Origin of the sequence: Corynebacterium sp. HMSC074E01 (genome assembly GCF_001808885.1) — a bacterium.
GTDB lineage: Bacteria > Actinomycetota > Actinomycetes > Mycobacteriales > Mycobacteriaceae > Corynebacterium.
Genome location: NZ_KV794822.1, coordinates 57,338 through 83,879 on the forward strand (window position 1 = coordinate 57,338; position 26,542 = coordinate 83,879).

Genomic DNA, 26,542 nt, shown 5'->3' on the forward strand with positions numbered 1-26,542 from the left:
GGGCCGTGTGAGCCGAAATTCGCCCGAAAACCTCCTGTTGTACCTCACCCCAGAGGATGAAGACACGATCCGGGAAGTCTATGCTGCCCTGGCTCAGCGTGGCTTTCCGGTGCAGCACCAGCGCCCGCACATTACGGTAACGTTTGCGCCGGCGCTCGAGACCGCAGTCGTCGACGAGGCCCGCACGCTGTTGCCGCCGCTACTGCCGGCGCTGTTTCATCGCGTCGGGACGGTGGTATTCGGGAGGAAAAGCAAGCAGACCGTGGCGTGGCTTCTGGAAACCACGGACGAGTTGGAGATCGCTGCGCGCCAGTTAAGCGCCGCGAACCCGGAAGGCCGCGGGCCGCGATGGACCCCGCACCTGACGATGGGGCTGCGCCTGCCCCGAGCGCTCGTTCCCGACTATATGCGGGCACTCGATGAAATCTCGACGTTTGAGCACAAGGAATTCACGGCGGCGCAGGCCGCGTGGTGGCTGCCCAAGACGCAGCGCTTGGAGGTCTTCGGGGCTTAAGGGTCTAACCCCCTTAACCCGGCCGTCGGGGCTGTGGGACGAGGAAACCCCCTTCATCTAGGATGAAGGGGGTTAAACTGTGCGCCATCAGGGAATCGAACCCCGAACCCACTGATTAAGAGTCAGTTGCTCTGCCAATTGAGCTAATGGCGCTTGTGTCAACCCGGTGACTTCTGATTTCCTCAGCGCCTGCCGTGCAACGAGATGTAACTTTAACACCCTCTTTGTGAAAAGGTAAAATCGCCAGGTGAATAAAGGTTTTTAGGTGCCTTAGGTAGCAGCTACTTTTCTCTTCTTTGAAAGCGCGGAGTGCGGGAGTGGGGAAGGCTGGTAACGAAACGGTTAAGGGCGGTGGCGCTAACTAGTTAGACGGCGGTGCGGGCGGTTAGGCTTAGTGCACTCTTGTCATTGTCTTTAATCTTTCTATGAGCTAGGGGTTTCTGTGCGTTCTCTATTCCCTTCTGCACGTCCCGCAGTACTTCTCTCGAGCCTTGTTGTGACGGCTTCCCTTCTGGCCGCCTGCACCATCGGCGGGGCCGAGGATTCCAGCCCGGCTGAAAAGCAATCGCAGGCAGATGTCCAAGCGAGTGCTTCGGCAGAGGCGTCGGCGTCGGCAGCCGCTAAGGCGAAGCAGCTGAAGTTTTCCGTCAAGGACGGCGCTAGCAACGTTGACCCCTCCGAGCCGGTGGAGGTGAGCTCCCCGGCGGGCCTGAAGTCGGTGACGATGACCAACGAGGCTGGTATTGAAGTGGAAGATGAGTTGTCCTCTGACTCGACCACTTGGAAGAGCGCTGAGGTGCTGGGCTATAACCGCACGTACACCATTGATGCCACGGACAAAGATGGCACCCACAAAACCATCACGTTCACCACCCCGCAGGCTGCAGCGGTGTCCGAGGTGGCTTTGAGTCCACTGCCGGACTCCGAAGTGGGCGTGGGGCAGGTCATCGGCGTGCGCTTTGGTAACTACGTCACTGACCGCAAGGCGGCCGAAGAGACGATTAAGGTCAAGACTGAGCCCGCCGTCGAAGGTGCTTTTTATTGGGTGAATAACCAGGAGGTGCGCTGGCGCCCGGAAAACTATTGGGAGCCGGGCACGAAGGTGACTGTCGACGTTGACCTGTACGGCCGTAACCTCGGCGGCGGCGTCTACGGCGGTGAGGATGCCTCCACCAACTTCACCATCGGCGACCGCGTCATCACGCTGATTGATAACAACACCAAGATGATGTCGGTGTTCAAGAATGGTGAGGTGCTGCGCCGCATTCCTGTGTCGATGGGCAGGGATGGCCAGTGGGATACCCCGAATGGCACCTACATCATCGGCGATCAATACCCCTCCCTGGTCATGGATTCCACCACCTTCGGCCTAGCTCTTGATGCTGGCGGCTATAGGACTGACGTCCAGTGGGCAACTCAGATGTCCTACTCCGGAATCTACGTCCACGCGGCACCCTGGGCTGTCGGTGCTATGGGCAGTTACAACCAGTCCCACGGCTGCATCAATGTGACTACTGAGGCTGCTCAGTGGTTCCAAAACACGGTCAAGCGCGGCGATCTGGTCAAGGTCTCTAACACCGGTGGCGGTGTGCTGAGCCCGCTCGACGGCCTAGGGGACTGGAACATGGATTGGGCCACCTGGTCTGCGGGCAATGCTGACGCTAACCAGTAGCTCTCCTGGGGCGGTGCTTATCGACGGTGCCGCCCAGGGTGCCCCCGAAAGTTAAATCAGCTAATTCTTTGCCGGGGGTTTAAACATCTATAACGGGCAGCGTTTCATCGCACACGCGCGGCGTGCAAAGTGTGTGAAGTGTGACGCTTTAACTTCTGTAAAGTGGTTTGCATCACGTCTTTGTTTTGGTGAATCTTGTGGAGAACTAGTTTTTCACTGCAAAGATGGAGGCAGAAGTGGATCTCTACGAGTACCAAGCTCGAGACCTCTTTGAAGCTCATGGCGTTCCCACACTCAAAGGCATCGTTGCGACCTCAGCTGTGCAGGCTGAAGAAGCAGCCGCGAAGTTGGGGACACCGGTGGTCGTGGTCAAAGCGCAAATTAAGACTGGCGGACGCGGCAAGGCCGGGGGAGTCAAGCTCGCGCATAGCCCCGCGGAAGCTGCGGAAAAGGCCAATGAGATCTTAGGCTTGAAGATCAAAGGACACACCGTGCGCAAGGTCATGGTGGCCGAAGGCGCGGACATCGCCGCGGAATACTATTTCTCAATCCTCCTCGACCGCACCAAGCGGCGCTACCTAGCCATGCTCTCCAAGGAGGGAGGCGTGGAGATTGAAAAGCTCGCCGAAGAGCGCCCAGATGCCCTGATTAAGCGCAGTTTCTCCCCACTCGACGGCATGACGGACACGCTGGCGCGGGACATGGCGTATGAGGCGGGGTTTGATGAGGGGGACGTCGCCAAGCTGGTGCCCGTATTCAAGAAGCTCTACACGGTGTACACGGAAGAAGACGCCACGCTGGTGGAGGTCAACCCACTGGTCAAGACGTCGAGTGGTGACATCATTGCGCTCGATGGCAAGGTCACGTTGGATGATAACGCGCAGTTCCGTCACCCAGAACACCGCGACCTTCAAGACCACGGCGCGACCGATCCGCTGGAGCTCAAGGCACAGAAGATGGGGCTGAACTATGTGAAGCTCGATGGTTCCGTGGGGATTATCGGCAATGGTGCTGGCCTCGTGATGTCCACGCTCGACGTTGTGGCCTATGCCGGCGAGGATCTTCCTTCGCAACCGAAGCCCGCGAACTTCCTAGACATCGGTGGTGGCGCTAACGCCGAAGTGATGGCCAACGGGCTGGAAGTGATTCTTAGTGATCCGCAGGTGAAATCGGTCTTTGTCAACGTCTTCGGTGGCATTACCGCCTGTGACGAAGTGGCTAAAGGCATCGTGCAGGCCTACAAGATTCTGGACTCGGAGGGGATTGAACCCAAGCCGCTTGTGGTTCGCCTCGACGGCAACAATGCGGAGCTTGGACGCACGATTCTCAATGACGCACACCTGCCCAAACTGGAGCAGGTAGAAACCATGGATGCTGCCGCCCGCAGGGCTGCGGAGCTGGCGAACTAGGAGTAGACATGTCGATTTTTCTCAACAAAGACTCGCGGATCATCGTGCAGGGCATGACGGGATCCGAAGGCATGAAGCACACACGCCGCATGCTGGAATCCGGCTCCAACATTGTGGGTGGGGTCAACCCGCGCAAGGCAGGTGAGCGCGTCGATATTGATGGGCGCGAGATTCCTGTCTTCGGCAGCGTGCGTGAGGCCATGCAGGCGACAGAGGCCAACGTCACCGTGATTTTTGTGCCGGCAAAATTCACCAAGGGCGCCGCGGAAGAAGCCATCCGTGCCGGTATTGAACTCGTGGTCATCATCACGGAAGGAATTCCGGTGAAGGACACTGCGGAGCTCTATGCGCTGGGACGGGAGTCCAAAACGCGCATCATTGGGCCGAACTGTCCAGGGCTCTACACGCCGGGCGAATCCAATGCGGGCATTATTCCGGCAGAGACTGCGCCGAACCCAGGAAAGATTGGCTTGGTGTCGAAGTCGGGCACCTTGACGTATCAGATGATGTACGAGCTGTCCGATATTGGTTTTAGTACGTGCGTAGGAATCGGCGGCGATCCGATTATCGGGACCACGCACATTTCGGCGATTGAGGCCTTCCAGAATGATCCGGATACCGAAGCCATCATCATGATCGGTGAAATCGGCGGTGATGCAGAGGAGCATGCCGCTGCCTATATCAAGGATCACGTGACGAAGCCGGTCATTGCCTACATCGCAGGTTTTACCGCGCCGGAGGGCAAGACGATGGGGCATGCTGGCGCCATCGTGTCTGGTGGTTCTGGCACGGCAGAAGGCAAGAAGGCAGCGCTGGAAGCGGCCGGCGTGAAGGTGGGCAAGACCCCCTCGCAGGCAGCGGAGCTGGTGCGCGCAGCCTTGGCTTAACGATGCGGCGCATGAGCCCACATGCGGTGTATGAGTCCTGAGGCTCATACACCGGTAGGGGTTAGCGGGGGAGCCCGCGACGTCGAGACACTGTCTTGTCGAAGGGGATCCAAAAACGCAGCGCGGCGTCCTGGTTCTTTGAGATGCCGATGCGTGGCCCGCGGACCCACTCAGGTTCCTTATCGCGTTGTTTAAGGCGGATGGGCGTGCCGTTGTCCGCGATGCTGAAACCAAGGGCCTTGCCTAAGTTGCCGGGGCCGCGGGCCAGATTATGAAATTCCGTGTCACCCCGGCGTTGGTAGGCAAGGTCTATTCCGTCGATGACTTCCCCGCCGCGGAGCAAGCAACCCTGACCGGTGCCTTCGGGCGCACAGACGATATTGCCGTTCCGGTGGATGCCGTAGGACATGTAGACGTAGAGGCGGCCGGGTGGGCCGAACATGGCGGCGTTGCGCGGGGTGCGGCCGTTGAAGGTGTGTGAGGCCTCATCGTTTGCGCCGAGGTAAGCCTCGACTTCCGTGATGCGCACCGAAACGCCGTTGTGCGTGAGCACCGTGCCCAGAAGCTGGGGAGCAACGACGTCGGCGGTGTCGGTGAAATCGATCATTGCCGCAGTCTAACGCGAAAACAACCGTTAGGCCTTAGCTCTTTCTTCCTCGGCCTCAATTGCCGCGTTGAATTCACGCTTGGAGGATTGCCACTGGTCCTCAGTCATTCCGATACGCCAGTAGCCAGAGATGGAAACGTCTTCCTTTGGAATTCCAGATTCAACGAAAAGGAAGCGGCGGAGCTCTTTGATCATCTCGGCGACACCATGGATGAACCAGCTGGTTTTCTTCTTTTTGGGGATGCCAGCCTCGCGTACTACGCGGGATAGCTCAGTGCCGTGGGTAGCGCCATTACGGATTACCCAGACGATGTCCACGCCCTCGCGGGTGGGCAGCTCGAACTTGCGGTCTTCGGCTTCGATCTCGATGAAGACGGTAGCGGTCGCCCCCTCGGGGAGATGCTGCACACCGGCACCGATGGCCGGCGCTGCAGATTCATCGCCGGCGAACACAAAGTGCTCATAGTCTTCGGTTGGTCCCCACGCGCCACCAGGGCCGAGGAAGCCAATCTTCTCGCCGACCTCGGCTCTGCGTGCCCAGGGGCCGGCCAGGCCGGAATCACCATGGGCGACAAAATCAACGTCGAAGTCCCCGGTGTCAGAGTTCAGGTTGATCAGGGTGTAGGTGCGGAGAATTGGTTGTTTATCGCGCGGTTGCTCTTCGCGAATCTGCTGGACATCAAACGGCCAAGAATAATCGGCGCTTTCTGGCACGAACAGCAACTTGATGTAGTGATCCGTAAACTCTAGCTCCTTGCCCACAAAAGCAGGGGAGTTCATGCTCAACCGAACCAAATCCGGAGAAACCTGGTAGCGACCAGTCACGGTTGCTTCATGCGCTTTACGGGGCTTGCGCTTCGGCGCTGCCTCTTTAGCTTGGCCAGCCATCGTTATCACTGTCCTTTGAACACTTGAGTTGCTGTGCGGGCAGAAGGCTTCGCACTATACAATTAGGTAAGGCTAACATACTCAAGTCCGGCTGGTTGTGGGGCTTGGTGGTGCGCGGGTGCAGCGGAGGCAAGGCAACCCGCGCTGGGGGCTCAATGCAAAAAGTTAACCCCGCATTCTGCTTGAGCAGAATGCGGGGTCTATTCGGGGTGGCTGACGGGGCTCGAACGCGCGACACCCAGGGTCTCGTTATGAATTTAGGGCACATGCGGGAATGGTAGGGAACATGCAGCGTGTGGGCGTTTTATGTTCCTTGGTGTTCCGTGTGATTCCCGCAAAATCCCGTACCTTAAGCGTAGTTTTAAGCGTAGTTACGCGTAGGCCTGCTTTACTTGTCTCATGAGTGATTCAATATTGTTGCGGTCGGTGTAGTATTCCTCGGCTACGGCTTGAGTGTGGCCGAAAATGGCGGCGCGTGTAGCTGGGTCCATCACATCCGCGTACACACCGTGCAGCGTCGCACGCCAGGAATGGCTTCGGAGATTAGCGAGAATCTTCACGCCTGTAGCTTCTGCAATTTGCTGGTATAGCTCGGGCACCTTGTCATCTGCGTTCGTCGCGTCCCAGGGCCTCGCGGTCGTCGTCGGTGAGCCTACGATGAAATGCTCGTCGTCCTCGCGGTGTGTACGCAGGTATTCCGCTACGTCGGCCCTCAGAATCGGAATGTATCGGCCCTTCTCTTTGCCCTTGCGGCCTTTGACGATATCGGCGCTGGCATTAATGAGCATGCCATCGTCACCGTCGATGATGTGCTTCCACTGCAACTGATTGGCTTCGGCAATTCTCAGCCCTGAAACAGCTTGGAGGAGAGTGAGCCGCACAATGCGGGCATGGATGTTCTTGGTGCTTTGGCGGATGTTCTTGTGCTTGGTGGGGGTTAACAGTGACTCGGTATCCCGCGTTAACAGATGCTTAATGACGGCATCCCATTCGGGTTTTGTGAGTGTGCGGCGGCCTGACTTCTTGGGCTTCGGTGCTGCAATATCTAGGTTCACGCCCCGGATTGGATTAGCGGTGATAACACCCGCCCGGACTAGCTGGTCTGCGGTGTAACTCGACAACACCGTTCGGGCCGTGGACACGCTGCCGGGGGCGTCCTTGGCGATGGCTTTTAGTGTTTTTTCCATCACGTCAAATGTCATTGCGGCGCTGATGTTGTAGCCCTTTAGGTGGGGCTTCAGCAGTTCTAACGCGGCCGTGTAGCGACGCTTGGAGAGGTCTTTGAGCCGGGTTGAGTTCTGTATGCGTTGGGCGGTCTCGGTCGTGAGATAGTCGTTTATCGGCTTGTTGAGGGTCCAGTGTTGGCCTCCCGCTTGCAGTAGGTTTTTTGCGGTTTCCTTAGCACGCGCCCTAACAGCGCTTTTCGTTGGTCCCTGTGTACGTTTCGGGACACGTTTGCCGTCGTGTAGGCGAATATTCCAGTCCAGGACATAACCGCCGTTATGGGGTCGTGGGTTGTTGCGGTCAATTGAATGCTCGCCCGGTTGTAGTGGTGTCTTTGCTGCTGTTTTCCGTTTCTTTTGTGTCATGCCCTATAGCGTAGGTTATGTACAGGTATGAGCGCAATAGTCGGGAAAAATAAGGACGAAAAAGGCCTTGACGGGATTCGGTGGGAAGAGTAAAGTGTGATGTACAATTAAAAATCCGCACCGAGGCAGCGCCAGGCGGCAGAATTAATAAGCCGACAGTCAAGGATTCCCGGCATTACGCCGGTATGAATCGCTCACCGCCTGAGTTACCTGCAGAAGCATGACCGGTCACCTATAGGGCATTAGCGTTAATGAGTAAGTCCCGCGTTTGGTTGGATGACCGCCACCCCAGGAGGGGTTTTCAGTCATGCAGAAAATGGAACAACGGTGCGGTGCAATGCGGGCACCCGAAGCCGCCGCATATCTTCAAATTTCACCCAAAACGCTGGCCAATTGGCGCAGTTTGGGCCAAGGCCCGGCCTATTCGAAATTAGGTCACGCCGTCGTGTATCAGCAGGCCGACCTCGATGACTTTTTGAACAGTCAACGTGTAGGGACGGCGATTTAAGCATGTCTATACACGAATCTGTGACGGGGCAGCAGGCCCCGCAGCAGCCCCTTAATCCGGCTACCGCCGGTGTGCTCGCGGCTAATTGGCCGCAACTGTTGCAACGCGCCCGTGAGGGGGCGGAGCAGATGCAACAAGTAACCGAAAATGCGCCCCAGGTGGTCCCTAGCAAGGCCGAAATTGCGGCAGAACAGCAGCGCCTTTCGAAGGCATTTGTTGATGCGCAGAAGCAAGAGCAGCAGCCGCAGGAACCAACAAATTCACGGGCGGGACGTGCCGCGCAGCGGTATGTTCCGCAGCCCAAAAAGCAGAAGTCACAAGATACAGAACTGGAGTTTTAGACATGGCAACGAAGGCACAAATCGAGAAGGCTTTGAAGGTAATTGAACAGCAGCGAGAAGCCGCAGAAGCAGCCGCAGCAGCGGAGCAGCAGGCGCAGAACGAACTGCATGCGAAGCTGGGTGAGGTGCTGGTAGCAGCAGCGCAGAAGCCGCGCAGTAAGTGGTACGCGTACCGCGATGAATCGCTAACAGAACTGTTAGCGGAATTGGGTCTTATTGATGCCGAGCAGGCAGCAGATAAGGCTGATTCCGACGCGGCAGCGGAGGACAAGAGCGCTGCTAATTCCGCCGAGTCCGGCGGGGATGATGGCAGCGAATCGGGCGACAGCGACGGCGATGAATCCACAGATTCATTGACGGAGCGGGAGCCTATCCAAGACGGGCGTAGCCCGGATTGGCAATCGGGGGTTGAGGGGGCGTAGCCCCCCACCAGGTCACCCACCGCGTCGTAAGACCGCATCGGTGGGTGATCCTGGCCTTTCCACTTTTGCCCCGGATTCGGAGCCGTGGACAGCTAGCCCCAGTGCTTAGGGATTACCGCAGGTAATCGATAAGACGGGGATAGTTGGGCCGTGCCGGAGAAGCAGGGGTGAAAGTGGAAAATCCCCGCTTAGCTGTTGACGGAGCTAGGCGGGGAAGTAACGGATTATCTACGAAGGATTGTATCAGACATGAGCGAGGTTAAGAAGCCAACAACGGTGTGGCTTAACGAGAAACAACGCGAGTTTGTCGGTGAGGTTGCTAACGCCGCAGAAATGACGCAGGGCGAAGTTATCCGCGCCGGTGTGGACGCGCTTAATGGTGCGGTGCCGTTAGGGGTTATACGACGGTTGAATAACGCGCCGCCCGAGATTGTGAGGGAGATTCGAGAGCTGCGGGCTGAGGTCGCGGCGCTGCGGTTAGAGGTGAACAGAATCGGCGTGAATGTCAATCAGTTCGCGCGTGAGATGTGGACAGACAACGCCGATTTGGAAGAGCACTACGCGAAGGCTGTGGAGCAAGTGGATGCGTTGCAAAAGCTGCTAGAGGAGGCGGTGAAGGAGCATGAGCTACATACATGTCGATAGGTCGAAAACCATTGCAGCGCCAGTTATCTATGTCGTTTACGGGTCTGTCGAGGCCGCTAAAGAAGGGCAAGTACGAGCGGCGCAGGTAACGGCGGTTAGCGCCGGAGGTCTGCGTAGCGATGAATGGGCCGGTATGGACTTCATCGACGAAGGCAACGAGTTGCTACGCCCGCATAAGCATAGGTCGAACAAATGCCTAACCTATATTCAGTCGTGGCCTGCATGCGAGTTTGACAAGAACAACCCCAAGGACGTGCAGCGGGCGCATGACTTGGGTGTGGAGACAGCGCGGCGGCTGGCCCCCAATTCGCCTTTTATAGTTGCAACGCACATTGATTCAAAAGGCGGGTGTGTTCATAACCACATCATCATTTTGAACCATGACTATTTGACCGGAAAGGCCGCGCCGAAAGAGGCCGGAAATTTCCATAACGTCAAGCGAGTAAATGATGAGTTGATGGACGAAGTCGGCATGGAGGTGCTGCAACCGAGCGGGTCGTGGGTGAGGTTGCGGCAGGCCGAGAGGGCCGCAGTTAAGGCCGGTATCAGTACAGATTCGACGGGGTTGGGTCTGGATGAATTGGACGGCTATACGTGGGCGGATTGTTTGCGGAAACGCGTAGATGCGCTGTTAAAAGATGAGCGCGTGAGCGGTGCTAGTGGGGCCGATGAAGGGCTGAAAACGGCGCGAGAAATCGCGTCAGAATATGACTTGAGTCTGGTTGTAAACGAGCATAACGCGCTAACTGTCGGCCTGGTCGATGAGTCGGGCGAGACGTTGACCTATGAGAGCGGCGTGAAGCGAAAGCGGACAAGGCGGGCGGTAGATGCCGGGTCGAAATTCGGCGCGGGCTATTCGCTAGAAGGCATACAGCAGCGCATAGCAGAACAACAGCAGCTGTACGCGCTAGAGGTGCAGCGGCAAGCCCGTTTAGCGGGGTTGCTGACCATTACAGAAGAGATTGGAGAAGTAGACGATGTTCAAGAAATTGCAGCCACAACAACTATCAGCAGTCGAAATCGAGCAGCTGGTCTGGGATTCGACGGAGCCGCTGACCGGAGCCGTGGAGACGCTGGGGAAGTCGCAGAAATCGACGGCCGAGAAGCAGAAGGAATTGGCGCAGACGCTAGCGAATTTGGAGCAGCAGATAGAGAATCTGGGCCTACCAGAGAAGGAACTGCAGCATTTGCAGCAGCAGCAGAACGAGCTAAAGCAGCAGCTGCAGACTTTGGCGCAAACAACAGTCGGGACGAGCGAGTACGACAAGGCGCAGAAGAAAGCAGCGGAGACAATCGAGGCCATCATCTCAATGTTGACGAGCATGGGGCCGGCCATGAATCAAATTCAGCAGACACTGTTGGAATTGAGTCGGATGTACCAAGCGACGCTGGAGGTAGCAAAGCATCCCGTGCAGCTATCGAAAAGCGCCGCCGAGAGCGTCAGCGAAGGCTTAGGGCGGCAATTGAAATCGAGCCTGAAATCGGAGATTAGGCCGGTTGTCAGCGCTGCATTTGAGCAGGTGAAAGATGATGTTTCTGCCGCATCAGATAGGGCTGCTGAGCGGCTAGCTGCGGAACGGAAACGACATGAGCAGCAGCTGGAGAAGATGCGGGAACTGCATGAGCAGCAGGCGGAGTTGGTGGCAAAGATTGAGAAGCAAACAGCGCAGTCGCAGAAATTCGCCCTGTGGGTGATTACCGCATGTATCAGCGGAGTTACAGCGGCGGCGGTACTGGGATTCTTCGGTCATGGGCTGTTGAATGTCCTGGGCATTCCGTCCGGTATGGGCTGGCTGTGGACGCAGGTATTTGATGCCGGGTCGTGGTACGCGGGCCTTGGCTGGTTCATCGTGGCGTTGTTGGTCCTAGCTGGCCTGTTGTGGGCGCTGTTCGAGTTGGTCGTGCGCCTGTGGCAGGCCGTGGACGGCGTAGCCCTGTACATGGATAAACGGCGTGAATAAGCCGTTGTAGCGGCCTTCTAGCCCCTTGTTGTACTAAATGTACGGCGGGGGCTTTTTCGTGCGTGTAGACGGCCTGTGGGCGCTGTTGGAGTATCGGCTACCGATTCGGACAAGCGGTCCCCGGTGCGCTGGCTGCGCTGGCGCGCCCCGGTGAGCCGGGGGTGACGAATGACTATATATATATAAAATCCGCGCAATCGTGGGTTGTTCCCATTGTTTGAGGTAGGAAACGAATTTCGGGGTGAAAATCGAATTGGAGTTTACTTCGGAGGGGGGAGCAGAAGCGGCTACCGATTCGGTCGGTTAGTTTCGGAAGAGTCGAATCGAGACCGATGCGGTTGTTTGCGGGAGACCGCGCCGGTCGCATCAGTTCCGATTCGTAATCTGAAAGGCAAGGATCACCCACCGATGCGGTGTTGTGATAGTTAACTAATGTGACACAAGTAAACTAGTGTGACATGAAAATATCGAACGTAGTAACGAAAATGGGGTGTTTCTGGGCTGCGGTGTCATAGCTGTGAGACACGTCACTGAATGTGTCTATGTGTCTCTATCTAAAAAGAGTTGGGTCAAAAAGTAGCGAAATTACGAAACTTCACCGCAAAATGGAAGAAACATGCAGGTCACGGCGTTACGGGGCGTTTCGTAATTTGTTTCGTCGTTTTTCACGAAACTACGAAACCGCAGGTCAGGCGTTTCGTAATTTTTTCGTTGTTTGCTTCGTAATTTACGAAACAACGCGACAGGTACCTACAGAACTGTGTTACAGGTCACAAAAGAGCGCGCTTTAGGGATGGTGGAGTGTGGTTGCGCTACAAATGTGAGACACGTCACTGAATGTGTCTATGTGTCTCTATCTAAAAAGAGTTGGGTCAAAAAGTAGCGAAATTACGAAACTTCACCGCAAAATGGAAGAAACATGCAGGTCACAGTGTTTTTGTGTGTTTCGTAATTTGTTTCGTCGTTTTTCACGAAACTACGAAACCGCAGGTCAGGCGTTTCGTAATTTTTTCGTTGTTTGGAACTCAAATTACGAAACAGGGCTGAAACTGCGAAATGAGCATGGTCTTAGCGTGAGCTAGGTCACAAAAGGGCGCGCTCTAGAGGTATTGCAGTGCTGCAGTGTTACTGCTGTGCCTATTAGAACCCGTGTGCTAAAAAGCGTGTGGCTGTTTTGCGGCTACTTTCTCACTCCCATGCACGTGGTTCGGGACGAGGCGTGGGCAGGGGCCACGGGGGAAGGGTGGTCGGTGTTGGTTGTGGGCTGTTGTGGCGGCGCTGCGGCGGGTAGAATGGGCTTAGCGGCGTGGGGGCGCGTGTGTGGCTGCGGCGGCGCTGTTGCGGCCCGTGGGGAGGGGCGGAACGGCTAAAAAGAAGAGTCTTAAGCGTAGGTTAAAGCGTAGGTAGCTAAAAACGTGAAAATCCCCCAACCTGTTTGTGCAGGTCAGGGGATTATTCGGGGTGGCTGACGGGGCTCGAACCCGCGACACCCAGGATCACAACCTGGTGCTCTACCAGCTGAACTACAGCCACCATCGTTGCCCGAAAGCAACGAGATACAGGTTAACTCACCTTGCCAGTTTTACAAAAACGCCTGGTAATCGTCGGTTGTAGCTGCCTTAAGTTCTTCTGCCTCTGCGGTCGAGGGCCCGCTATCCGTGCGGAAGACGCTGCGCCGGTAGAAATCCAGCTCGCGAATGGACTCAATAATGTCCTGCAGTGCCCGGTGCGCCATGCCTTTATCCGGCTGGTTGTAGTACGCGCGCGGGTGCCAGCGGCGTGCGAGTTCCTTAATCGTAGAAACATCAATCATTCGGTAGTGCAGCGCGGCGTCCAGGCGCGGCATGTACTCACGAATGAAGGTGCGGTCCGTTGCGATGGAATTGCCTGCAAGGGGTGCGGGGTGGTTGGCATCGCAGTGCTTCTCGACGAGCTTCAGCACCGCCTCTTCTGCCTCCTCAATCGTGATCACAGATTCCCGAATCTCCTTGTCCAACTCGGACTTCGAGTGCATCTCAGTGACGAAGTCATCCATCTGCGCGAGTTCTTCCTCCGTGGCGTGGACGACGAGGTCAATGCCTTCGTCGAGGATGTTTAGCTCGGCGTCGGTAATCACGGCGGCAACTTCCACAATCACGTGGCGCTTCGGATCTAGCCCTGTCATTTCCAAGTCGATCCAGACGAGGCGGTCGTTTTTAGCGGGGATATCACTCATGCCTACCACCATAGTTTCTCTTGGGGTGTGGTCGGAGATGCACCCTTTCGGTTCAGTGGGGGTAAGTGGGGGTGGAGGGCGGGTGTGCTTATTGAAATCGGTCCCTTAATCGATATGTGCTGGGGTTTCTACCGACTATGAAGGCTGAGTTTGGCGGCTTTTTGAACTTTTTCATGGTTTTGCTGACGAAAACCGTGGTGGATAGGACATGATTAGTGCACCCTTTAACGTGATGGCACTCACATAATTCGAAGGACGGTAACCTACCGATGTCAGCCTTTCTCGATACCCTCAATTCTCTAATCTGGTCACCAGCATTAGTCTTCCTGTGCCTCGGCGCGGGCATTTACTTCACGCTGGCCACCAAGTTTCTGCAGATTCGCTGCATTCCGGACATGCTCAAGCAGCTGAAGGATGGTGAAAGCTCCGATTCGGGCGTGTCTTCCTTCCAATCGCTCATGATTTCCCTGGCCGGCCGTGTCGGTGTGGGCAATATCGCGGGCGTAGCAACGGCTATTGCCTTCGGCGGACCGGGTGCTGTGTTCTGGATGTGGGCGGTGGCGCTTCTGGGCTCCGCAACCTCCTTCGTGGAATGTACCCTGGCGCAGGTTTATAAGGAGAAGGACCAGGACACCGGCGAGTACCGCGGTGGCCCGGCTTATTACATCGAAAAGGCCTACAAGCACACCAAGGCCGGACCATTCATGGTGGTCTACGGCATCGTCTTCGCCGTCGCAATGATCCTTGCCACCAGCTACTTCCTGCCTGGCATCCAGGCTAATGGCGTGGCCGCTGCAGTTCAGAACGCTTGGGGCATCGAAGTTGGTTGGTCTGCCCTGGTTCTGGGCGGAATTCTCGCGATCATCATCATTGGCGGTGTGAAGCGTATTGCTAACTTCGCGTCCCTCGTGGTTCCGTTCATGGCGGCGGCATACATTCTCTTTGCCATCATCATCCTGATCATGAACTTCAACCAGATCCCCGAGGTCTTCGGCATGATCTTTAAGTCCGCCTTCGGCGCGGAGCAGGCTTTCTCTGGCCTGTTGGGTTCGGCCATCATGTGGGGCGTGAAGCGCGGCATTTACTCCAACGAGGCCGGCCAGGGTACTGGTCCGCAGTCTGCCGCGGCGGCGGAGGTGTCCCACCCGGCTAAGCAGGGCTTCGTGCAGGCCTTCGCGGTCTACATTGATACCCTCTTCGTTTGCTCCGCGACCGCTTTCATCATCATCTCTACCGACATGTACAAGGTCTTCGAGGGTGAGTCAGAGGATGGCCCTGTGCGCTACGCCGGCTCCATTCCGGATGGCGTCGAGGTTGGACCGGGCTTTGTCCAGCACGGTCTCGACACCCTCCTGGCAGGTTTCGGCCCGAGCTTCATCGCCATCGCCATTGCGTTCTTCGCCTTCACCACCGTCCTGGCGTACTACTACATGGCGGAGGTCAACCTGACCTACTTCAACCGCTGGATTAGCAACAAGACCACCCGCCGCGCACTCGTGTGGCTCCTGCGTATTCTCCTCGTGGCCTCTGTGGTTGTCGGAGCGACCACGACTCCGGGCGCGGCCTGGGCTCTGGGTGATATCGGTGTTGGCGCGACCGCATGGCTCAACATCATTGCCATCCTCTTCCTGCAGGTTCCGGCGCTCAAGTGCCTCAAGGATTACAGTGCGCAAAAGGCTGCCGGCAAGGACCCGCAGTTTGACCCAGAGGCACTGGGAATCCAGAACGCTGAGTTCTGGGTCGAGCGCAAGCTCGCCCGGGAAGAGGCCGCACAGAAGGCAATCGCGGAGCAATCACCGCTCCAAAGCAAGTAAAGCAATGCCCGCTCTCCACGGGGGAGAGCGGGCATTTTCATGCGCTAGGCCATCTTCGAATAGAAGCTGCCGATGAGTGGTGCAGCAATTGGAGTCGGCACAATCTTGCCCAGCGCGTTCATGGCCTTCGATAGCGGCCCGGGTACCACGCGGCGCTGGTTGCGGGCCATGGCCTCGAGGGTCTCTTCGGAGCAGGACTCATAGGTGGTCCACAAGAAATCTGGGACGACCTTGTCCACGATGGATTGCTCTTCCTCCGGGATGACGGCATCGCGCACTGGGCCAGGGGCGAGCAGCGTGCAGGTTACACCGGAGCCCTTGAGCTCGTAGTGAAGGGCCTCAGTAAAGGCGTTGACGCCCGCTTTGGTGAAAACATAGGTGGCATTGTTTGGAATGGAGACGTTGCCCGCGGCCGAGCCTACGTTGCAAATGGCGCCGCTGCGTCGCGGCAACATCTGCTTCAGCGCGGCGCGCGTCAGGCGGTGAACGGCCTTGCCGTTGAGGTCGAACTGCCGGGTTTCATAGTCCCAGTCCTGATCCATGAACTTGCCAAAGCTGGCGATACCCGCCGAGTTGACGATGATGGAAATTTCCTTGCCCGCCATGAACTCGATGACGCGGTCCACGTCAGCTGCCTCGGAGAGGTCCGCTGCCAGCGCAATGGCGTCCACCTCATGGCGAGAGCGCAGGTCCGCAGCGATGGACTCGAGGACGTCTTCGCGGCGCGCAACGAGGATGACGTTGTAACCGCGGGCAGCCAGGTCCTTGGCCATCGCAGCACCAATTCCCTGGCTAGCGCCAGTCAACAGCGCATAGGAGGAGCGGGTAGGGGCAGGCAGCCCGGGGGAGTGAGCCATAAACGGCGTCCTTTCTCTCAGGGTGGGAAGTCTCCACCCAGCGTAGAGCAATCAGGGTTTAAATCAGGGTAAACACCGATGAATCCTTAGGCCCAACTCTGGATAATGGAAGGCGAAAGGAGACATCATGAACAACCAACGTTTAACCCGTTCTGCTACTGACACGATGCTCGGCGGCGTCTGCGGAGGCATCGCGCAGACCTATAACCTTGATCCGACCCTGGTGCGCATTCTCTTCGTTGTTGCCACGCTGCTGGGCTTCTCGGGAATTCTGCTCTACCTCATCCTCTGGGTCGTCATTCCAGTGGAGTAATCGGAAACCTCTGCAAACTACTGCAACGGGCCCAGAGCCATAAACCGCTTCCACGTTTCCCACTCTTCCCGCAGGCGCGGCAAGGCGCTGGGTGGGGTGGCGGAGTCGTCGACAAGCACGGCGTCCTGCATGCGCACGCCGTTGTCGAAGAAGAGCGCCGCGTGCCCGGACGCCCCGTAGCGGAGGACCGGCACCAAGTTGAGCCCGTCGAAAGACAGTGGGGCGTTGGGGCGCACATCGAGCCCCGCGATCGCCGCGAGCGTGGGCGCCAAGTCGAGAGGGGAGGCGAGCTCTGCGCACTCCCCGGACTCTGCAACCCCGGGCCATAGAAGGGACATGTTCGCCTTGTTGCCCTGTAGGGAGCACACTGCCACGACACCATTGAGGTCATTCAGCAGTTGGGCTTCTGGTTGCTCGAGAAGGCGGAAGACCCGAGAAGAGGCAGGCTGGGTGTCTTCCCGAACCTCGAAGCCGGAGTCCTCGAAAATCTCCGTGATGCGCGTTGTGGCTCCGCGCTGTGGGTATTGTCCGGTGAGCACCGCGCGGCGTGACGCAGCATAGCTTGGTGCTGGGACCCACGCGTTAACGAAGCGCATACCACGCAGCGCTGATTCCGGGGCGTGGTCAAAAGTCGCGAGGGTGATGTCCATGGAAGTGTGTCCAATCTGTGCCCAAAGGCCACTGTCTGAGGCTTAGTGAAACCCTAGAAAGTGGCCTTGACCTGCGTGCCCCCAGCAGGATTCGAACCCGCGACACATGGGGTAGAAACCCACTGCTCTAATCCACTGAGCTATGGAGGCGTACCGAAACATCATAACGCACAGCTGCGAACTGCCCGATTATCGGGCTATCGCTGGTGTTGCTTCGGTGCTGGTGTCGAGGAAGCAAACTCGGCAAGGCGTGCGGTGGCGGTGGTGAGGAGGGAATCGATCGAGGTGGCCACGCCGTAGAGGTAATCCCCGGCCTCCGTGGTTTGGACTCCACCGCGTCCGCGGGACAGCAGCTTCACGTTGAGATCTTTTTCAAGCTTGCGGACGGTCAGGCTCAAAGAAGGTTGCGTGAGCTGCAGCGCTTCCGCAGCTTGCGTGAAAGAACCGTGATCTACGACGGCTCGAAAGTGGTGAAGCTGGCGAGAGTCCATGAGAGCAGACTACCCGAATGCTGAGAATTATTTACCTTTTAGGTAAGAGAACGTCTGTGGCGGTAGACTGCCCACCATGCACACTGAGAAGGAAAAACCCAGCTCACAGCACTTGCGGGGGCTGGCGCACTCGGGGTCGGGAGCGCAGCCTTCCCGCTTGTTGAATCTTTCTTTCGTCGTCTTCGCGGGCCTCGTAGGCGGAATTATTTCCTTGTTCTTTCTCGCGGACTCGCTTGCCGCCCTGGGCATCCCCGACCCAGGCCGCATGACAACGTTTGGCCTGCCCTTCTTCCGCGCTGTTGCCTGGATGTTGATGGCACTTGCCATCGGTTCCTTTATGTCTAGCGCCTTCTTGATTTACCCGGCCGTGCCGGACAAGGACAATGAGCGTCTCATCAAGGCTGGCCTGACCGTCGATGGGCACATTGCGGCGCGCACCGGCGCGTGGGCCGCCGTGGGTGCCGCGGTGGTGTCGTTGATTGAAGTCCCCCTCGTGATGTCGGACCTCACCGGTACCCCATTGGGCCAGGTCCTCAACCCAGAGCTGATGGGCATGGCGGTGGGGCAGATCGCGACGTCGCAAGTGTGGCTGCTCACCGCGGGAATCGCAGCGCTCGTTGCCATCATGGGCTTTGTGGCGCGCACATGGGCAGGCCAGGTTGCCACGTTCTTCCTGTCGCTGTTGTTGACGGTGCCCCTCGGCATGGAGGGTCACTCGGCCTCCGGCGGTGATCATGATTACGGCACGAACTCGCTGCTATTGCACCTTTTCTTCATCATGCTGTGGGTCGGTGGGCTCATGGGGCTTATTGCTCATGGCCGCCGCCTAGGGCCTGACATGGGCGTGGCGGTTCGCCGGTATTCCACCGTTGCGCTGCTGTCCATCTTGGGACTGGCGGCGACCGGTGTGGTCAACGCGCTCATCCGCGTTGAGCTGGGGGATTTATTCACCACTCGCTATGGCTTGTTGGTGCTGAGCAAAGCAGTGCTCACGGTGGTGATCGCGGCCATAGGCTTTGTGCATCGCCGGGTCACCATTCCCCAGCTGAAGCACGCGCCGCGCCTGTTTATCAGGGTCTCCGTGGTGGAGGTTCTCATCATGGCGGCCACCGTCGGCGTGGCCATCTCGATGGGCCGCACACCGCCCCCGCCGCCGCGGGATCCGAACCTCAATGCCATGCAAATTCTGGTGGGCTACGAGCTTTTCGACGCCCCCACCGCCACCAACGTGTGGACCATGTTCCGGTTTGATCTCATGTTTGGCTCGCTCGGGCTCGTGCTAGCCGGCTTCTACCTGTACGCGCTCTGGCGTCTGAAGCAGCGTGGGCTGACGTGGTCGGCCGTGCGTACTACCTGGTTCCTTGTGGGTTCACTGGGCATGACGCTGATCCTGAGTAATGGCATTGGCCTGTACATGCCGGCGCTGTACTCCATGCACATGTTGGTGCACATGATTTTGTCCATGGCGATCCCTCTGTGCCTTGTGCTGGGTGCCCCAGTGACCTTGGTGATGGAAGCGTTTGAACCGGGGGAGCCGGGCAAGCCCACGCTTCACGACGCCGCCGTTGCCCTCACCAAATCCCGTACCTTACGTGTGCTCACGCACCCAGCGGTCAACGTCCTGCAGTTCTTGGTGATCCTCTACGTGCTCTACCTGTTCCCGAACTTCTACGAAGTTGCCATTTCGGAGCATGCCGGGCACGTCATCATGAACTGGGTCTTCTTGATTTCCGGCTATATCTACTACTGGGAAGTCATTGGCCCGGATCCATTGCCGTGGCGCGCGCCCACGGGCGTTCGCCTGCTCATCCTGTTTGTGTCGATGCCCCTGCACCTTTTTGCGGGTGTCTACCTCATGCAGATGCAAGTCATTCTCGGCCTGGACTTCTATGAATCATTGAACCTGCCGTGGAACCCGGATTTCGTCACCGATCAGCGGACCGGCGGCGGTATTTCCTGGGGCTTCGGCCAGTTCCCGCTGGTGATTGTGTTCGGTTCGCTATTCCGGGACTGGCTGCGCGAGGACCGTGCGACTGCCCGGCGCTATGACACCAAGGCGGAGGTGGACGGCGATGCCGACCTGGCAAGCTACAACGCCATGCTCAAGCAGATGGGGGAAGGCGACGAGTCGAGCTTCCGTCAGCACTAGGAATGTGGCGTACCCGGCGTGGCGAAAAGAGGACGTCTGCCTGGGTAAATAGATTTTTTGTTGACGCTTGCAACAAGTTATCCACAGGTTGGCGGCGCAGTCATTGCGAGTGCTGTTCTTGGTGGCAAAGATGCGAGGTAAGGGAGGCGCATCGCTTCCTTAACCTCAAGAAAGCCACGAGCCATGACCAGCAAAGGAATCACGCAATGTCTCAATACCCAATCTCCATTACAGGACGCCTGACCCACAACCCGCACCTGACCAAAATCAGCGACACCATGTATAAGGCCCGCATCCGTATCGCTTCTTCCCGCAGCGTTCCGGAGAAAGACGAGGAGGGCAAAACCGTGTGGCGGGAGCTGGACCTCAACTTTATCGATGGTGAAGTGTGGGGTCAGTGCGCCATCAACGTGAAGAAATCCCTGTATAAGGGCATGCCAGTCTTCGTTATGGGCTCCATTGTGACGGACCGATGGGAGGATAAGAACGGAGCTACGCGCTCTAGGACCTATATCAAGATTGCTCACGTGGGCCTAGACCTCAACCGCTTCTGCATCACTTCAACCAAGATTGGTACCTCCTACGGTGAGGAGGGCAGCGAAGCCCTCTGGCTAGGGGAGAACCCGCCGGCGCTGGACGTGGACTACACGGCACCGCCGAGCGATACACAGAACGCAGGGGATGCGCAGAACACAGAGAACACAGAAGGCTCGGGGAACCCAACGGAAGAAGCAATGCCAGCTGCATTGCAGCCGGGAGATACTCCGCAGGACACCGCGGCGGACCGTCAGCAAGCGCAGTCCGGCGCTGAGCCATACCTTGAACCGGAGCCAGAAGAAGCGATGGTCTAAGGACAAAGGACTACCGCCGCCCATGTCATGTAGTCTTTGTACTGTTATTTACCAATCCTGACAGAAGTAAAGGGTGAAACATGGGCGAATTCATCTACACGATGAAAAACGTGCGTAAGGCCATCGGTGACAAGGTTATTTTGGACAACGTCACCATGGCTTTCTACCCGGGCGCCAAGATTGGCGTCGTGGGCCCCAACGGTGCAGGTAAGTCCTCGATCCTGAAGATTATGGCCGGACTGGATCAGCCTTCCAACGGCGAGGCTTTCATCGATCCGGGCAAGACCGTCGGCATCCTCCTCCAGGAGCCGCCGCTTAACGAGGAAAAGACGGTCCGTCAGAACGTCGAAGAGGGCCTCGGAGAAATCTTCCAGAAGAAGCAGCGCTTCGAAGAGATTGCTGAAGAGATGGCCACCAACTACTCCGATGAGCTCATGGAGGAGATGGGCAAGCTCCAGGAGGAGCTGGATGCCGCCGATGCCTGGGAAGTGGATTCCAAGATCGAGCAGGCCATGGAAGCGCTGCGCTGCCCGCCGTCCGATGACCCGGTGACCAACCTTTCCGGTGGTGAGCGCCGCCGCGTTGCGCTGGCCAAGCTGCTGCTGAGTGAGCCGGACTTGCTGCTGCTGGACGAGCCTACTAACCACCTGGACGCCGAGTCCGTCCAGTGGCTGGAGAAGCACCTCGAGACCTACCCGGGTGCGGTCCTTGCCGTGACCCACGACCGCTACTTCCTCGACCACGTCGCGGGCTGGATCTGTGAGGTTGACCGCGGCAAGCTCTACCCCTACGAGGGCAACTACTCCACCTACCTGGAGAAGAAGGCCGAGCGTCTCGAGATTGCTGGCGCTAAGGACAAGAAGCTGCAGAAGCGCCTCAAGGACGAGCTCGCCTGGGTTCGCTCCGGTGCGAAGGCCCGCCAGGCCAAGAACAAAGCCCGTCTCCAGCGCTACGAGGAAATGGCTGCGGAGGCCGAGCAGTACAAGAAGCTCGACTTCGAAGAGATTCAGATTCCGACTCCGCCGCGCCTGGGCAACAAGGTCGTGGAGGTCAAGAACCTGACCAAGGGCTTCGACGGCCGCGTCCTCATCAAGGATCTTTCCTTCACCTTGCCGCGCAACGGCATCGTCGGTGTCATCGGCCCGAACGGTGTGGGTAAGTCCACCCTGTTCAAGACCATCGTGGGATTGGAGCAGCCGGATTCCGGTTCCGTCGACGTCGGCGAGACCGTCAAGCTGTCTTATGTTGACCAGGGCCGCGAGAACATCGACCCGGAGGCCACCGTGTGGGAGGTTGTCTCCGATGGGCTGGATTACATCCACGTTGGTCAGAACGAGATGCCGTCCCGCGCCTACCTCTCCGCTTTCGGTTTCAAGGGTGCTGACCAGCAAAAGCCTTCCAAGGTTCTCTCCGGTGGTGAGCGTAACCGCCTGAACCTGGCCCTGACCCTGAAAGAGGGCGGCAACCTGATCCTCCTCGATGAGCCGACCAACGACTTGGACGTGGAAACCCTGGGTTCCCTGGAAAACGCCCTGGAGAAGTTCCCTGGCTGTGCCGTGGTCATCTCCCACGATCGCTGGTTCCTCGACCGCACCTGTACCCACATCTTGGCGTGGGAGGGCAACGTCGCAGAAGGCCAGTGGTTCTGGTTCGAGGGTAACTTCGGTGACTACGAGAAGAACAAGGTTGAGCGCCTCGGCGAGGAGGCTGCACGCCCGTCCCGCGTTACCCACCGTAAGCTCAGCCGCTAGGCCATTAGTCCCTAGCGTTAAAGCACGAACTCCGGAAGGAACCTGGAATGTCCGCTCAGAATGTTGTGTCGGAGAAGACCAAGGACAACGTCCACGCGCTTACCGTGGGCGTGCGCTGGTCGGACTTCGACATGTACGGCCACATGATGAATGCCAACTTCATTGAGCTGGCGCAGGAGGCGCGCTTGGCTTTTGCCATGCACCACTTCTACGCTCGCGGCGTCAACATGGTGGCTTTCGTTCGCCACATCGAAGCGGACTATGTCCGCCCCATCAAATGGGATGGACGCCATGGAACGGTGACGGTGGAAACCACGGTGGTGCGCCTCGGCACCACGTCTTTCACCACTCGCCAGACGATCAAGGATGCGCAGGGCCAAGTAGCCTGCGTCATTGATTGCGTGCAGGTCACCATTGACCCGGCTACTCAGATGCCACGGGAGGTCTCTGAGCAGGAGCGCAACATTATCTTGGAGCACGCCGTCGTCGAGCTTGAGCAGCAGTAATGGAGCGCGAAACTCTGACACTGCGCAGCGGTGGGGTAGGGCTTCGCGCCCTCCTCTCCCGCGCGACGGGGCTGGATGCATCCGCAGCGGTGCGCCTGCGTCAATACGACACCAACCAGGCTGAGGTCTTTGTGACCACGCCGTTCGACGTTGTCGTGGCGCGGCGTTGCGAGGGGACCGTGGGCCGCGACGGTGCCGTGGTATCGGCGCAGGCGCTTCTCGACGCCCTCCACACCGCCCCCGACTCCCTCGGCCACGAAGGAGGCGTGGAACTTGATTTAGGCCCAGCGCGCGATCCGTCCTGGCCGGGGGCCTTGCCGCCGGAAAAGGGCTTTCGGGAGATCGACTCGCTGCCGGTTGACGTTGTCCGTGAACTCGCGGACAAGGGTCGCCAGCTGGCCCGCCAATTCTCCGGGCCGATGGGGCCTCCGAAGAGCCTGTTGAATCAGACGGTGCTCACCGTGAATGATGCGGAGACTCAGGTGGAGATTCCCATGCGGATGATCTTTGCCTGCACGAGCTTGGGCCTCATCCCGGGCTTTGCCGCCTCACTGGAGATCCCCCGCCACCTTCGCGTGGCGGGCAAGGGGCGTTGGGTGCGCCTCGATGCGCCTTATGGCAGCGTCTACCATTCGACGCGGCTGTCCTTGTTCTAAAGGTTGCTAAAGCAATGTGTACCCCGCCAGTGCGGCGCCCACGGCGACCGTCCACGGCGGGGTTATGTATAAATAGCGCTACGCCTGCCGCAGGGCGCTATACCTACCTTGGATTTGGTCGGGCCGAGACGGCACACAAAAGGGGTGATCTGCGTTACCCTAAAGGGGTTGAATTCTATTTCTTCAGCAAAAGGAGATGGCTCGAATCATGCGTATTGGCGTACCCAAAGAAATAATGAACAACGAAAACCGCGTCGCGCTGACCCCGAGCGCGGCGGACACGCTGATTAAAGACGGCCATGAGGTTCTGGTTGAGACCATGGCGGGGGAAGGTGCCTCCTTCCCTGACTCCGAGTATCAGGCCGCCGGCGCGACCATCGTTCCCACTGCCGCGGAGGCATGGGCCGCGGAGATGGTGGTCAAGGTCAAAGAACCGCTGGAGTCTGAGTATGGCTACTTGCGCGAGGATCTGCTGCTGTTCACCTACCTGCACCTAGCCGCGGACCGGCCGTTGACGGATGCCCTGATGAACTCAGGTACGACGGCCGTAGCCTATGAAACCGTGACCGACTCTCACGGCACCTTGCCACTGCTGACCCCGATGTCCCAGGTGGCTGGTCGTCTTGCAGTAATCGAGGGCGCACATCACCTGCTCTCTACCGAAGGCGGGCGCGGTTTGCTGGTCGCCGGTGTACCAGGTACGCGGCCGGCTCGCGTCGTCGTCATCGGTGGTGGCCAGGTGGGGGCGTCGGCAGTCGCGATGGCGCATGGCCTGCGCGGCGAGGTGACGGTGCTGGACCTTGATCCGCACGTGCTGCAGCGCTTTGATGAGCAGTATCAAGGCAGCGTGCGCACCATCGTGTCGGATCCATCGGCACTGGAGGAAGAGCTGCTGGAGGCGGACCTGGTCATCGGCGCGGTGCTTGTTCCAGGTGCTGCGGCCCCGAAGTTGGTGCGCGAGGATGTGGTCAAGCGGATGAAGAAGGGCGCCGTGCTTGTCGACGTTGCCATTGACCAAGGCGGCTGCTTCGAGAACTCCCACAAGACCTCGCACGACGAGCCCACCTTTAAGGTGCACGACACCATCTTCTACTGCGTGGCTAACATGCCGGGCGCGGTGGCGAATACGTCTGCCCGGGCGCTGGGCTCTGCCACTCTGCCCTATATGCGCGCGCTGGCTGCTGATGGTTTCGATGGTGCGGTTGAGCGCTTCCCGGGCCTAGCTGATGGACTCATGACGCGTGGGGGAGAGCTGGTGTCCCAGCCAGTAAAGGACGCCTTCGGGCTTTAAAGGTTGAGCGCTATCGGCAGCAACGTGAAGGCCACAGCGTAGACCAACACGAAGCCGATGGCGTTGAACCAAATTCCGGTGATGACCATCTGACGGATATTGACGGCCCCGGTTCCGAACGCAATGGCGTTCGGGGCAGAGGCAACAGGCAGCATAAATGCGCACTGGCAGGCCTGAGTGACAACGATGGCCATGAGCAGCGGGTCGTAGCCTAGGGCCTGGGAAAGCCCGACGACGATAGGCACGAACGTTGCAATCGTGGCCATAGAACTCGTGATCTCTGTCGTCAGAATAACGATGAGGACGATAAGCGCAAGAGCTACCCAGAAGGGCAGGGCGGTTAAACCGGAGAAGGCTTCGCCGATCCATTTATCGAGTCCACTGTTGGTGATCTGGCCGGACAGCGCTAGGCCGCCGCCGAAGAGGAGAAGCGTGCCCCATGGGACATCGCGCGCGGTTTCCCAATCCATGAGCATGACCCCGTCGCGTGGCCGTCCAGGGATGATGAACAGGGACATTCCGGCAATCATCGCGATGACGGCATCAGTGGCCCAGGTGTCTTTGAAAATGAGCGACACAAACATCCACGCGAGCGCGGTTACACCAAAGATGATGGCGATGAGGCATTCCCCGAAACTCATCTTGCCCAGCGCAGCAAGTTCTTTCTGGAACAGTTCCCGGCCACCGGGGATGTCCTCGATTTCGGGCTTCCACACAACCTTGGTGATGATGAACCAACCCAGAAACGTAAACCCAAGTGCCAGGGGAGTTCCGAAAATCATCCACTGCGGGAAGGTGATGGTTGTCCCGATGGCGTCGTTGAGGTAGCCGACCACAAAGGCATTTCCTGGGGAGGCAATAATCGTTCCGAAAGCGGAGATGGTTGCGGCAAAGGCGATGCCAAGCAGAAGGCCGGCGCTGAAATTCGAGACGTTCGTCGTGCCGCTTCGTTCTTTAATTAGTGTCACGAGGGACGCGCCCAGCGGAATCATCATGAGAGCCGTTGCGGTATTGGACACCCACATGCCTAAAGCTGCGGTGGCGAGCATCATTCCGAGAATGAGGTGATCGGGTTTTGTTCCCACGAGGAGAACAATGACGAGCGCGATGCGTCGGTGCAGGTTCCAGCGTTGGATGCCGAGGGCGAGGAGGAACCCGCCAAGGAACAAGAAGATGATTTGCGCAGAATAGGACGCAGCAACATCTTTCATGTCGGCTGTACCTAAGGCGGGGAAGGCGACCAGCGGAACCATCGCGGTGACGGCGAGAGGCAGGGCCTCGGTTATCCACCAGGTGCCCATGAGGACGACGATCGCAGCGGTGACGCGGGCATCGAAACCCGCAGATTGCGGCATCGCAAAGTAGGACAAGGATGCCAGCACAATGCCTAGAAAGACGCCTGTATAGCGAATATTGCGTGTCCTGCGTGGCAGCGAAGGGGCGGATAGTCCTGGGGAGAGTGAGAGGTTGGTCATTTTTAAAGTTCGAGTCGGAGCTAATTTCTATTAGGCGAACAGTATCAGAGCCCTCCCGGAGGCCCCAGAGCTATATTCAA

At 58.2% G+C, this 26,542-nt stretch carries 26 protein-coding genes and 3 tRNA genes; 18 read left to right on the plus strand and 11 right to left on the minus strand.

Annotated features, from left to right (window positions below):
* The first annotated feature begins 7 nt into the window (after positions 1-7).
* Complete coding sequence (locus HMPREF2537_RS02745) at positions 8-514, plus strand: 2'-5' RNA ligase (RefSeq protein ID WP_070525346.1); 507 nt, start codon at positions 8-10, stop codon at positions 512-514.
* Between the two features lie 80 nt (positions 515-594).
* Here the strand turns inward: HMPREF2537_RS02745 and HMPREF2537_RS02750 are convergent.
* Positions 595-667: transfer RNA gene (locus HMPREF2537_RS02750), tRNA-Lys, on the minus strand.
* A 289-nt stretch (positions 668-956) separates the two neighbouring features.
* Here HMPREF2537_RS02750 and HMPREF2537_RS02755 point away from each other — a divergent pair.
* The 3 genes from HMPREF2537_RS02755 (at position 957) to sucD (ending at position 4,482) form a co-directional block, all read left to right on the plus strand.
* On the plus strand, positions 957-2,186 hold the full coding sequence (locus HMPREF2537_RS02755; protein WP_070525347.1) for a L,D-transpeptidase: 1,230 nt from the start codon (positions 957-959) through the stop codon (positions 2,184-2,186).
* A 236-nt stretch (positions 2,187-2,422) separates the two neighbouring features.
* A complete protein-coding gene (gene sucC / locus HMPREF2537_RS02760; RefSeq protein WP_210383612.1) occupies positions 2,423-3,595 on the plus strand; it encodes an ADP-forming succinate--CoA ligase subunit beta in 1,173 nt (390 codons plus the stop codon).
* Positions 3,596-3,603: 8 nt separating this feature from the next.
* Positions 3,604-4,482 (plus strand): succinate--CoA ligase subunit alpha, encoded by an 879-nt coding sequence (gene sucD / locus HMPREF2537_RS02765; protein WP_070525349.1) that lies wholly within the window; start codon positions 3,604-3,606, stop codon positions 4,480-4,482.
* A gap of 61 nt (positions 4,483-4,543) precedes the next feature.
* On the opposite strand, the gene HMPREF2537_RS02770 is transcribed toward sucD, so the two are convergent.
* The 3 genes from HMPREF2537_RS02770 to HMPREF2537_RS12990 form a co-directional block, all read right to left on the minus strand.
* Positions 4,544-5,089, minus strand: a complete 546-nt coding sequence (locus HMPREF2537_RS02770) for a DNA-3-methyladenine glycosylase (RefSeq protein ID WP_070525351.1) — start codon at positions 5,087-5,089, stop codon at positions 4,544-4,546.
* Between the two features lie 27 nt (positions 5,090-5,116).
* Positions 5,117-5,977, minus strand: coding sequence for a siderophore-interacting protein (locus tag HMPREF2537_RS02775; RefSeq protein WP_070525353.1), 861 nt, complete (start codon positions 5,975-5,977; stop codon positions 5,117-5,119).
* Between the two features lie 371 nt (positions 5,978-6,348).
* On the minus strand, positions 6,349-7,566 hold the full coding sequence (locus tag HMPREF2537_RS12990) for a tyrosine-type recombinase/integrase (protein WP_246820208.1): 1,218 nt from the start codon (positions 7,564-7,566) through the stop codon (positions 6,349-6,351).
* Positions 7,567-7,873: 307 nt separating this feature from the next.
* Here HMPREF2537_RS12990 and HMPREF2537_RS02785 point away from each other — a divergent pair, with 307 nt between their 5' ends.
* From HMPREF2537_RS02785 to HMPREF2537_RS12385, 6 genes are all read left to right on the plus strand, one after another.
* Positions 7,874-8,074, plus strand: coding sequence for a helix-turn-helix domain-containing protein (locus HMPREF2537_RS02785; protein ID WP_210383610.1), 201 nt, complete (start codon positions 7,874-7,876; stop codon positions 8,072-8,074).
* A gap of 20 nt (positions 8,075-8,094) precedes the next feature.
* Complete coding sequence (locus HMPREF2537_RS02790; protein ID WP_148138125.1) at positions 8,095-8,415, plus strand: hypothetical protein; 321 nt, start codon at positions 8,095-8,097, stop codon at positions 8,413-8,415.
* 2 nt (positions 8,416-8,417) lie between these two features.
* Positions 8,418-8,837, plus strand: coding sequence for a hypothetical protein (locus HMPREF2537_RS02795; RefSeq protein WP_070525357.1), 420 nt, complete (start codon positions 8,418-8,420; stop codon positions 8,835-8,837).
* A 249-nt stretch (positions 8,838-9,086) separates the two neighbouring features.
* Positions 9,087-9,482: a hypothetical protein gene (locus HMPREF2537_RS02800; RefSeq protein ID WP_070525359.1), complete on the plus strand. Its 396-nt coding sequence runs from the start codon at positions 9,087-9,089 to the stop codon at positions 9,480-9,482.
* A complete protein-coding gene (locus HMPREF2537_RS12380; protein ID WP_083298953.1) occupies positions 9,460-10,974 on the plus strand; it encodes a relaxase/mobilization nuclease domain-containing protein in 1,515 nt (504 codons plus the stop codon). The genes HMPREF2537_RS02800 and HMPREF2537_RS12380 overlap by 23 nt, the downstream gene beginning before the upstream one ends.
* A gap of 28 nt (positions 10,975-11,002) precedes the next feature.
* Positions 11,003-11,443 (plus strand): hypothetical protein, encoded by a 441-nt coding sequence (locus tag HMPREF2537_RS12385; RefSeq protein WP_083298954.1) that lies wholly within the window; start codon positions 11,003-11,005, stop codon positions 11,441-11,443.
* Positions 11,444-12,903: 1,460 nt separating this feature from the next.
* Here the strand turns inward: HMPREF2537_RS12385 and HMPREF2537_RS02810 are convergent.
* Both HMPREF2537_RS02810 and orn read right to left on the minus strand, forming a co-directional pair.
* A tRNA-His gene (locus HMPREF2537_RS02810) sits at positions 12,904-12,976 on the minus strand.
* A 49-nt stretch (positions 12,977-13,025) separates the two neighbouring features.
* Positions 13,026-13,658: an oligoribonuclease gene (orn, locus tag HMPREF2537_RS02815; protein WP_070525417.1), complete on the minus strand. Its 633-nt coding sequence runs from the start codon at positions 13,656-13,658 to the stop codon at positions 13,026-13,028.
* Between the two features lie 269 nt (positions 13,659-13,927).
* Between orn and HMPREF2537_RS02820 the strand changes: the two genes are divergently transcribed.
* Positions 13,928-15,472: an alanine/glycine:cation symporter family protein gene (locus HMPREF2537_RS02820; protein WP_070525362.1), complete on the plus strand. Its 1,545-nt coding sequence runs from the start codon at positions 13,928-13,930 to the stop codon at positions 15,470-15,472.
* A 44-nt stretch (positions 15,473-15,516) separates the two neighbouring features.
* Here HMPREF2537_RS02820 and cmrA read toward each other — a convergent pair whose 3' ends face one another.
* The gene (gene cmrA / locus HMPREF2537_RS02825; protein WP_070525364.1) at positions 15,517-16,329 is read right to left on the minus strand and encodes a mycolate reductase; all 813 of its coding nucleotides are present in this window, start codon (positions 16,327-16,329) and stop codon (positions 15,517-15,519) included.
* Between the two features lie 127 nt (positions 16,330-16,456).
* Between cmrA and HMPREF2537_RS02830 the strand changes: the two genes are divergently transcribed.
* Complete coding sequence (locus tag HMPREF2537_RS02830; RefSeq protein ID WP_070525367.1) at positions 16,457-16,642, plus strand: PspC domain-containing protein; 186 nt, start codon at positions 16,457-16,459, stop codon at positions 16,640-16,642.
* A gap of 17 nt (positions 16,643-16,659) precedes the next feature.
* On the opposite strand, the gene HMPREF2537_RS02835 is transcribed toward HMPREF2537_RS02830, so the two are convergent.
* The 3 genes from HMPREF2537_RS02835 to HMPREF2537_RS02845 form a co-directional block, all read right to left on the minus strand.
* Positions 16,660-17,292, minus strand: coding sequence for a hypothetical protein (locus tag HMPREF2537_RS02835; RefSeq protein WP_070525368.1), 633 nt, complete (start codon positions 17,290-17,292; stop codon positions 16,660-16,662).
* Between the two features lie 76 nt (positions 17,293-17,368).
* Positions 17,369-17,442: transfer RNA gene (locus HMPREF2537_RS02840), tRNA-Arg, on the minus strand.
* A gap of 47 nt (positions 17,443-17,489) precedes the next feature.
* Positions 17,490-17,783: a LysR family transcriptional regulator gene (locus HMPREF2537_RS02845; RefSeq protein WP_070525370.1), complete on the minus strand. Its 294-nt coding sequence runs from the start codon at positions 17,781-17,783 to the stop codon at positions 17,490-17,492.
* Positions 17,784-17,859: 76 nt separating this feature from the next.
* On the opposite strand from HMPREF2537_RS02845, the gene HMPREF2537_RS02850 reads away from it, so the two are divergent.
* The 6 genes from HMPREF2537_RS02850 to ald all read left to right on the plus strand — a co-directional run bounded on the left by HMPREF2537_RS02850 (position 17,860) and on the right by ald (position 24,987).
* Positions 17,860-19,932, plus strand: a complete 2,073-nt coding sequence (locus HMPREF2537_RS02850; protein WP_070525372.1) for a bifunctional copper resistance protein CopD/cytochrome c oxidase assembly protein — start codon at positions 17,860-17,862, stop codon at positions 19,930-19,932.
* Between the two features lie 206 nt (positions 19,933-20,138).
* Positions 20,139-20,783, plus strand: coding sequence for a single-stranded DNA-binding protein (locus tag HMPREF2537_RS02855; protein WP_070525374.1), 645 nt, complete (start codon positions 20,139-20,141; stop codon positions 20,781-20,783).
* Between the two features lie 80 nt (positions 20,784-20,863).
* Positions 20,864-22,534 (plus strand): energy-dependent translational throttle protein EttA, encoded by a 1,671-nt coding sequence (gene ettA / locus HMPREF2537_RS02860; protein ID WP_070525376.1) that lies wholly within the window; start codon positions 20,864-20,866, stop codon positions 22,532-22,534.
* A 47-nt stretch (positions 22,535-22,581) separates the two neighbouring features.
* Positions 22,582-23,040, plus strand: a complete 459-nt coding sequence (locus tag HMPREF2537_RS02865) for an acyl-CoA thioesterase (RefSeq protein ID WP_070525380.1) — start codon at positions 22,582-22,584, stop codon at positions 23,038-23,040.
* Positions 23,040-23,696, plus strand: a complete 657-nt coding sequence (locus tag HMPREF2537_RS02870; RefSeq protein ID WP_070525382.1) for a DUF8185 domain-containing protein — start codon at positions 23,040-23,042, stop codon at positions 23,694-23,696. The genes HMPREF2537_RS02865 and HMPREF2537_RS02870 overlap by 1 nt, the downstream gene beginning before the upstream one ends.
* 208 nt (positions 23,697-23,904) lie before the next feature.
* Positions 23,905-24,987: an alanine dehydrogenase gene (gene ald, locus HMPREF2537_RS02875; RefSeq protein WP_070525384.1), complete on the plus strand. Its 1,083-nt coding sequence runs from the start codon at positions 23,905-23,907 to the stop codon at positions 24,985-24,987.
* Here the strand turns inward: ald and HMPREF2537_RS02880 are convergent.
* Positions 24,984-26,462 carry an SLC13 family permease gene (locus tag HMPREF2537_RS02880; protein WP_070525386.1) on the minus strand — a complete coding sequence of 493 codons (1,479 nt, stop codon included), beginning with the start codon at positions 26,460-26,462 and terminating at the stop codon, positions 24,984-24,986. The genes ald and HMPREF2537_RS02880 overlap by 4 nt on opposite strands.
* Positions 26,463-26,542 lie beyond the last annotated feature (80 nt).

What these genes read in the sequence shown, in the direction of transcription:
- HMPREF2537_RS02830 (WP_070525367.1), top strand. Translation starts at nt 16,457, where the DNA reads ATGAACAACCAACGTTTAACCCGTTCTGCTACTGACACGATGCTCGGC.
- HMPREF2537_RS02800 (WP_070525359.1), top strand. Translation starts at nt 9,087, where the DNA reads ATGAGCGAGGTTAAGAAGCCAACAACGGTGTGGCTTAACGAGAAACAA.
- HMPREF2537_RS02870 (WP_070525382.1), top strand. Translation starts at nt 23,040, where the DNA reads ATGGAGCGCGAAACTCTGACACTGCGCAGCGGTGGGGTAGGGCTTCGC.
- HMPREF2537_RS12380 (WP_083298953.1), top strand. Translation starts at nt 9,460, where the DNA reads ATGAGCTACATACATGTCGATAGGTCGAAAACCATTGCAGCGCCAGTT.
- HMPREF2537_RS02775 (WP_070525353.1), bottom strand. Translation starts at nt 5,977, where the DNA reads ATGGCTGGCCAAGCTAAAGAGGCAGCGCCGAAGCGCAAGCCCCGTAAA.
- HMPREF2537_RS02845 (WP_070525370.1), bottom strand. Translation starts at nt 17,783, where the DNA reads ATGGACTCTCGCCAGCTTCACCACTTTCGAGCCGTCGTAGATCACGGT.
- ettA (WP_070525376.1), top strand. Translation starts at nt 20,864, where the DNA reads ATGGGCGAATTCATCTACACGATGAAAAACGTGCGTAAGGCCATCGGT.
- sucD (WP_070525349.1), top strand. Translation starts at nt 3,604, where the DNA reads ATGTCGATTTTTCTCAACAAAGACTCGCGGATCATCGTGCAGGGCATG.
- HMPREF2537_RS02795 (WP_070525357.1), top strand. Translation starts at nt 8,418, where the DNA reads ATGGCAACGAAGGCACAAATCGAGAAGGCTTTGAAGGTAATTGAACAG.
- HMPREF2537_RS02865 (WP_070525380.1), top strand. Translation starts at nt 22,582, where the DNA reads ATGTCCGCTCAGAATGTTGTGTCGGAGAAGACCAAGGACAACGTCCAC.
- ald (WP_070525384.1), top strand. Translation starts at nt 23,905, where the DNA reads ATGCGTATTGGCGTACCCAAAGAAATAATGAACAACGAAAACCGCGTC.
- cmrA (WP_070525364.1), bottom strand. Translation starts at nt 16,329, where the DNA reads ATGGCTCACTCCCCCGGGCTGCCTGCCCCTACCCGCTCCTCCTATGCG.
- HMPREF2537_RS02785 (WP_210383610.1), top strand. Translation starts at nt 7,874, where the DNA reads ATGCAGAAAATGGAACAACGGTGCGGTGCAATGCGGGCACCCGAAGCC.
- HMPREF2537_RS02770 (WP_070525351.1), bottom strand. Translation starts at nt 5,089, where the DNA reads ATGATCGATTTCACCGACACCGCCGACGTCGTTGCTCCCCAGCTTCTG.
- HMPREF2537_RS12990 (WP_246820208.1), bottom strand. Translation starts at nt 7,566, where the DNA reads ATGACACAAAAGAAACGGAAAACAGCAGCAAAGACACCACTACAACCG.
- HMPREF2537_RS02820 (WP_070525362.1), top strand. Translation starts at nt 13,928, where the DNA reads ATGTCAGCCTTTCTCGATACCCTCAATTCTCTAATCTGGTCACCAGCA.
- HMPREF2537_RS02880 (WP_070525386.1), bottom strand. Translation starts at nt 26,462, where the DNA reads ATGACCAACCTCTCACTCTCCCCAGGACTATCCGCCCCTTCGCTGCCA.
- orn (WP_070525417.1), bottom strand. Translation starts at nt 13,658, where the DNA reads ATGAGTGATATCCCCGCTAAAAACGACCGCCTCGTCTGGATCGACTTG.
- HMPREF2537_RS02850 (WP_070525372.1), top strand. Translation starts at nt 17,860, where the DNA reads ATGCACACTGAGAAGGAAAAACCCAGCTCACAGCACTTGCGGGGGCTG.
- HMPREF2537_RS02855 (WP_070525374.1), top strand. Translation starts at nt 20,139, where the DNA reads ATGTCTCAATACCCAATCTCCATTACAGGACGCCTGACCCACAACCCG.
- HMPREF2537_RS02835 (WP_070525368.1), bottom strand. Translation starts at nt 17,292, where the DNA reads ATGGACATCACCCTCGCGACTTTTGACCACGCCCCGGAATCAGCGCTG.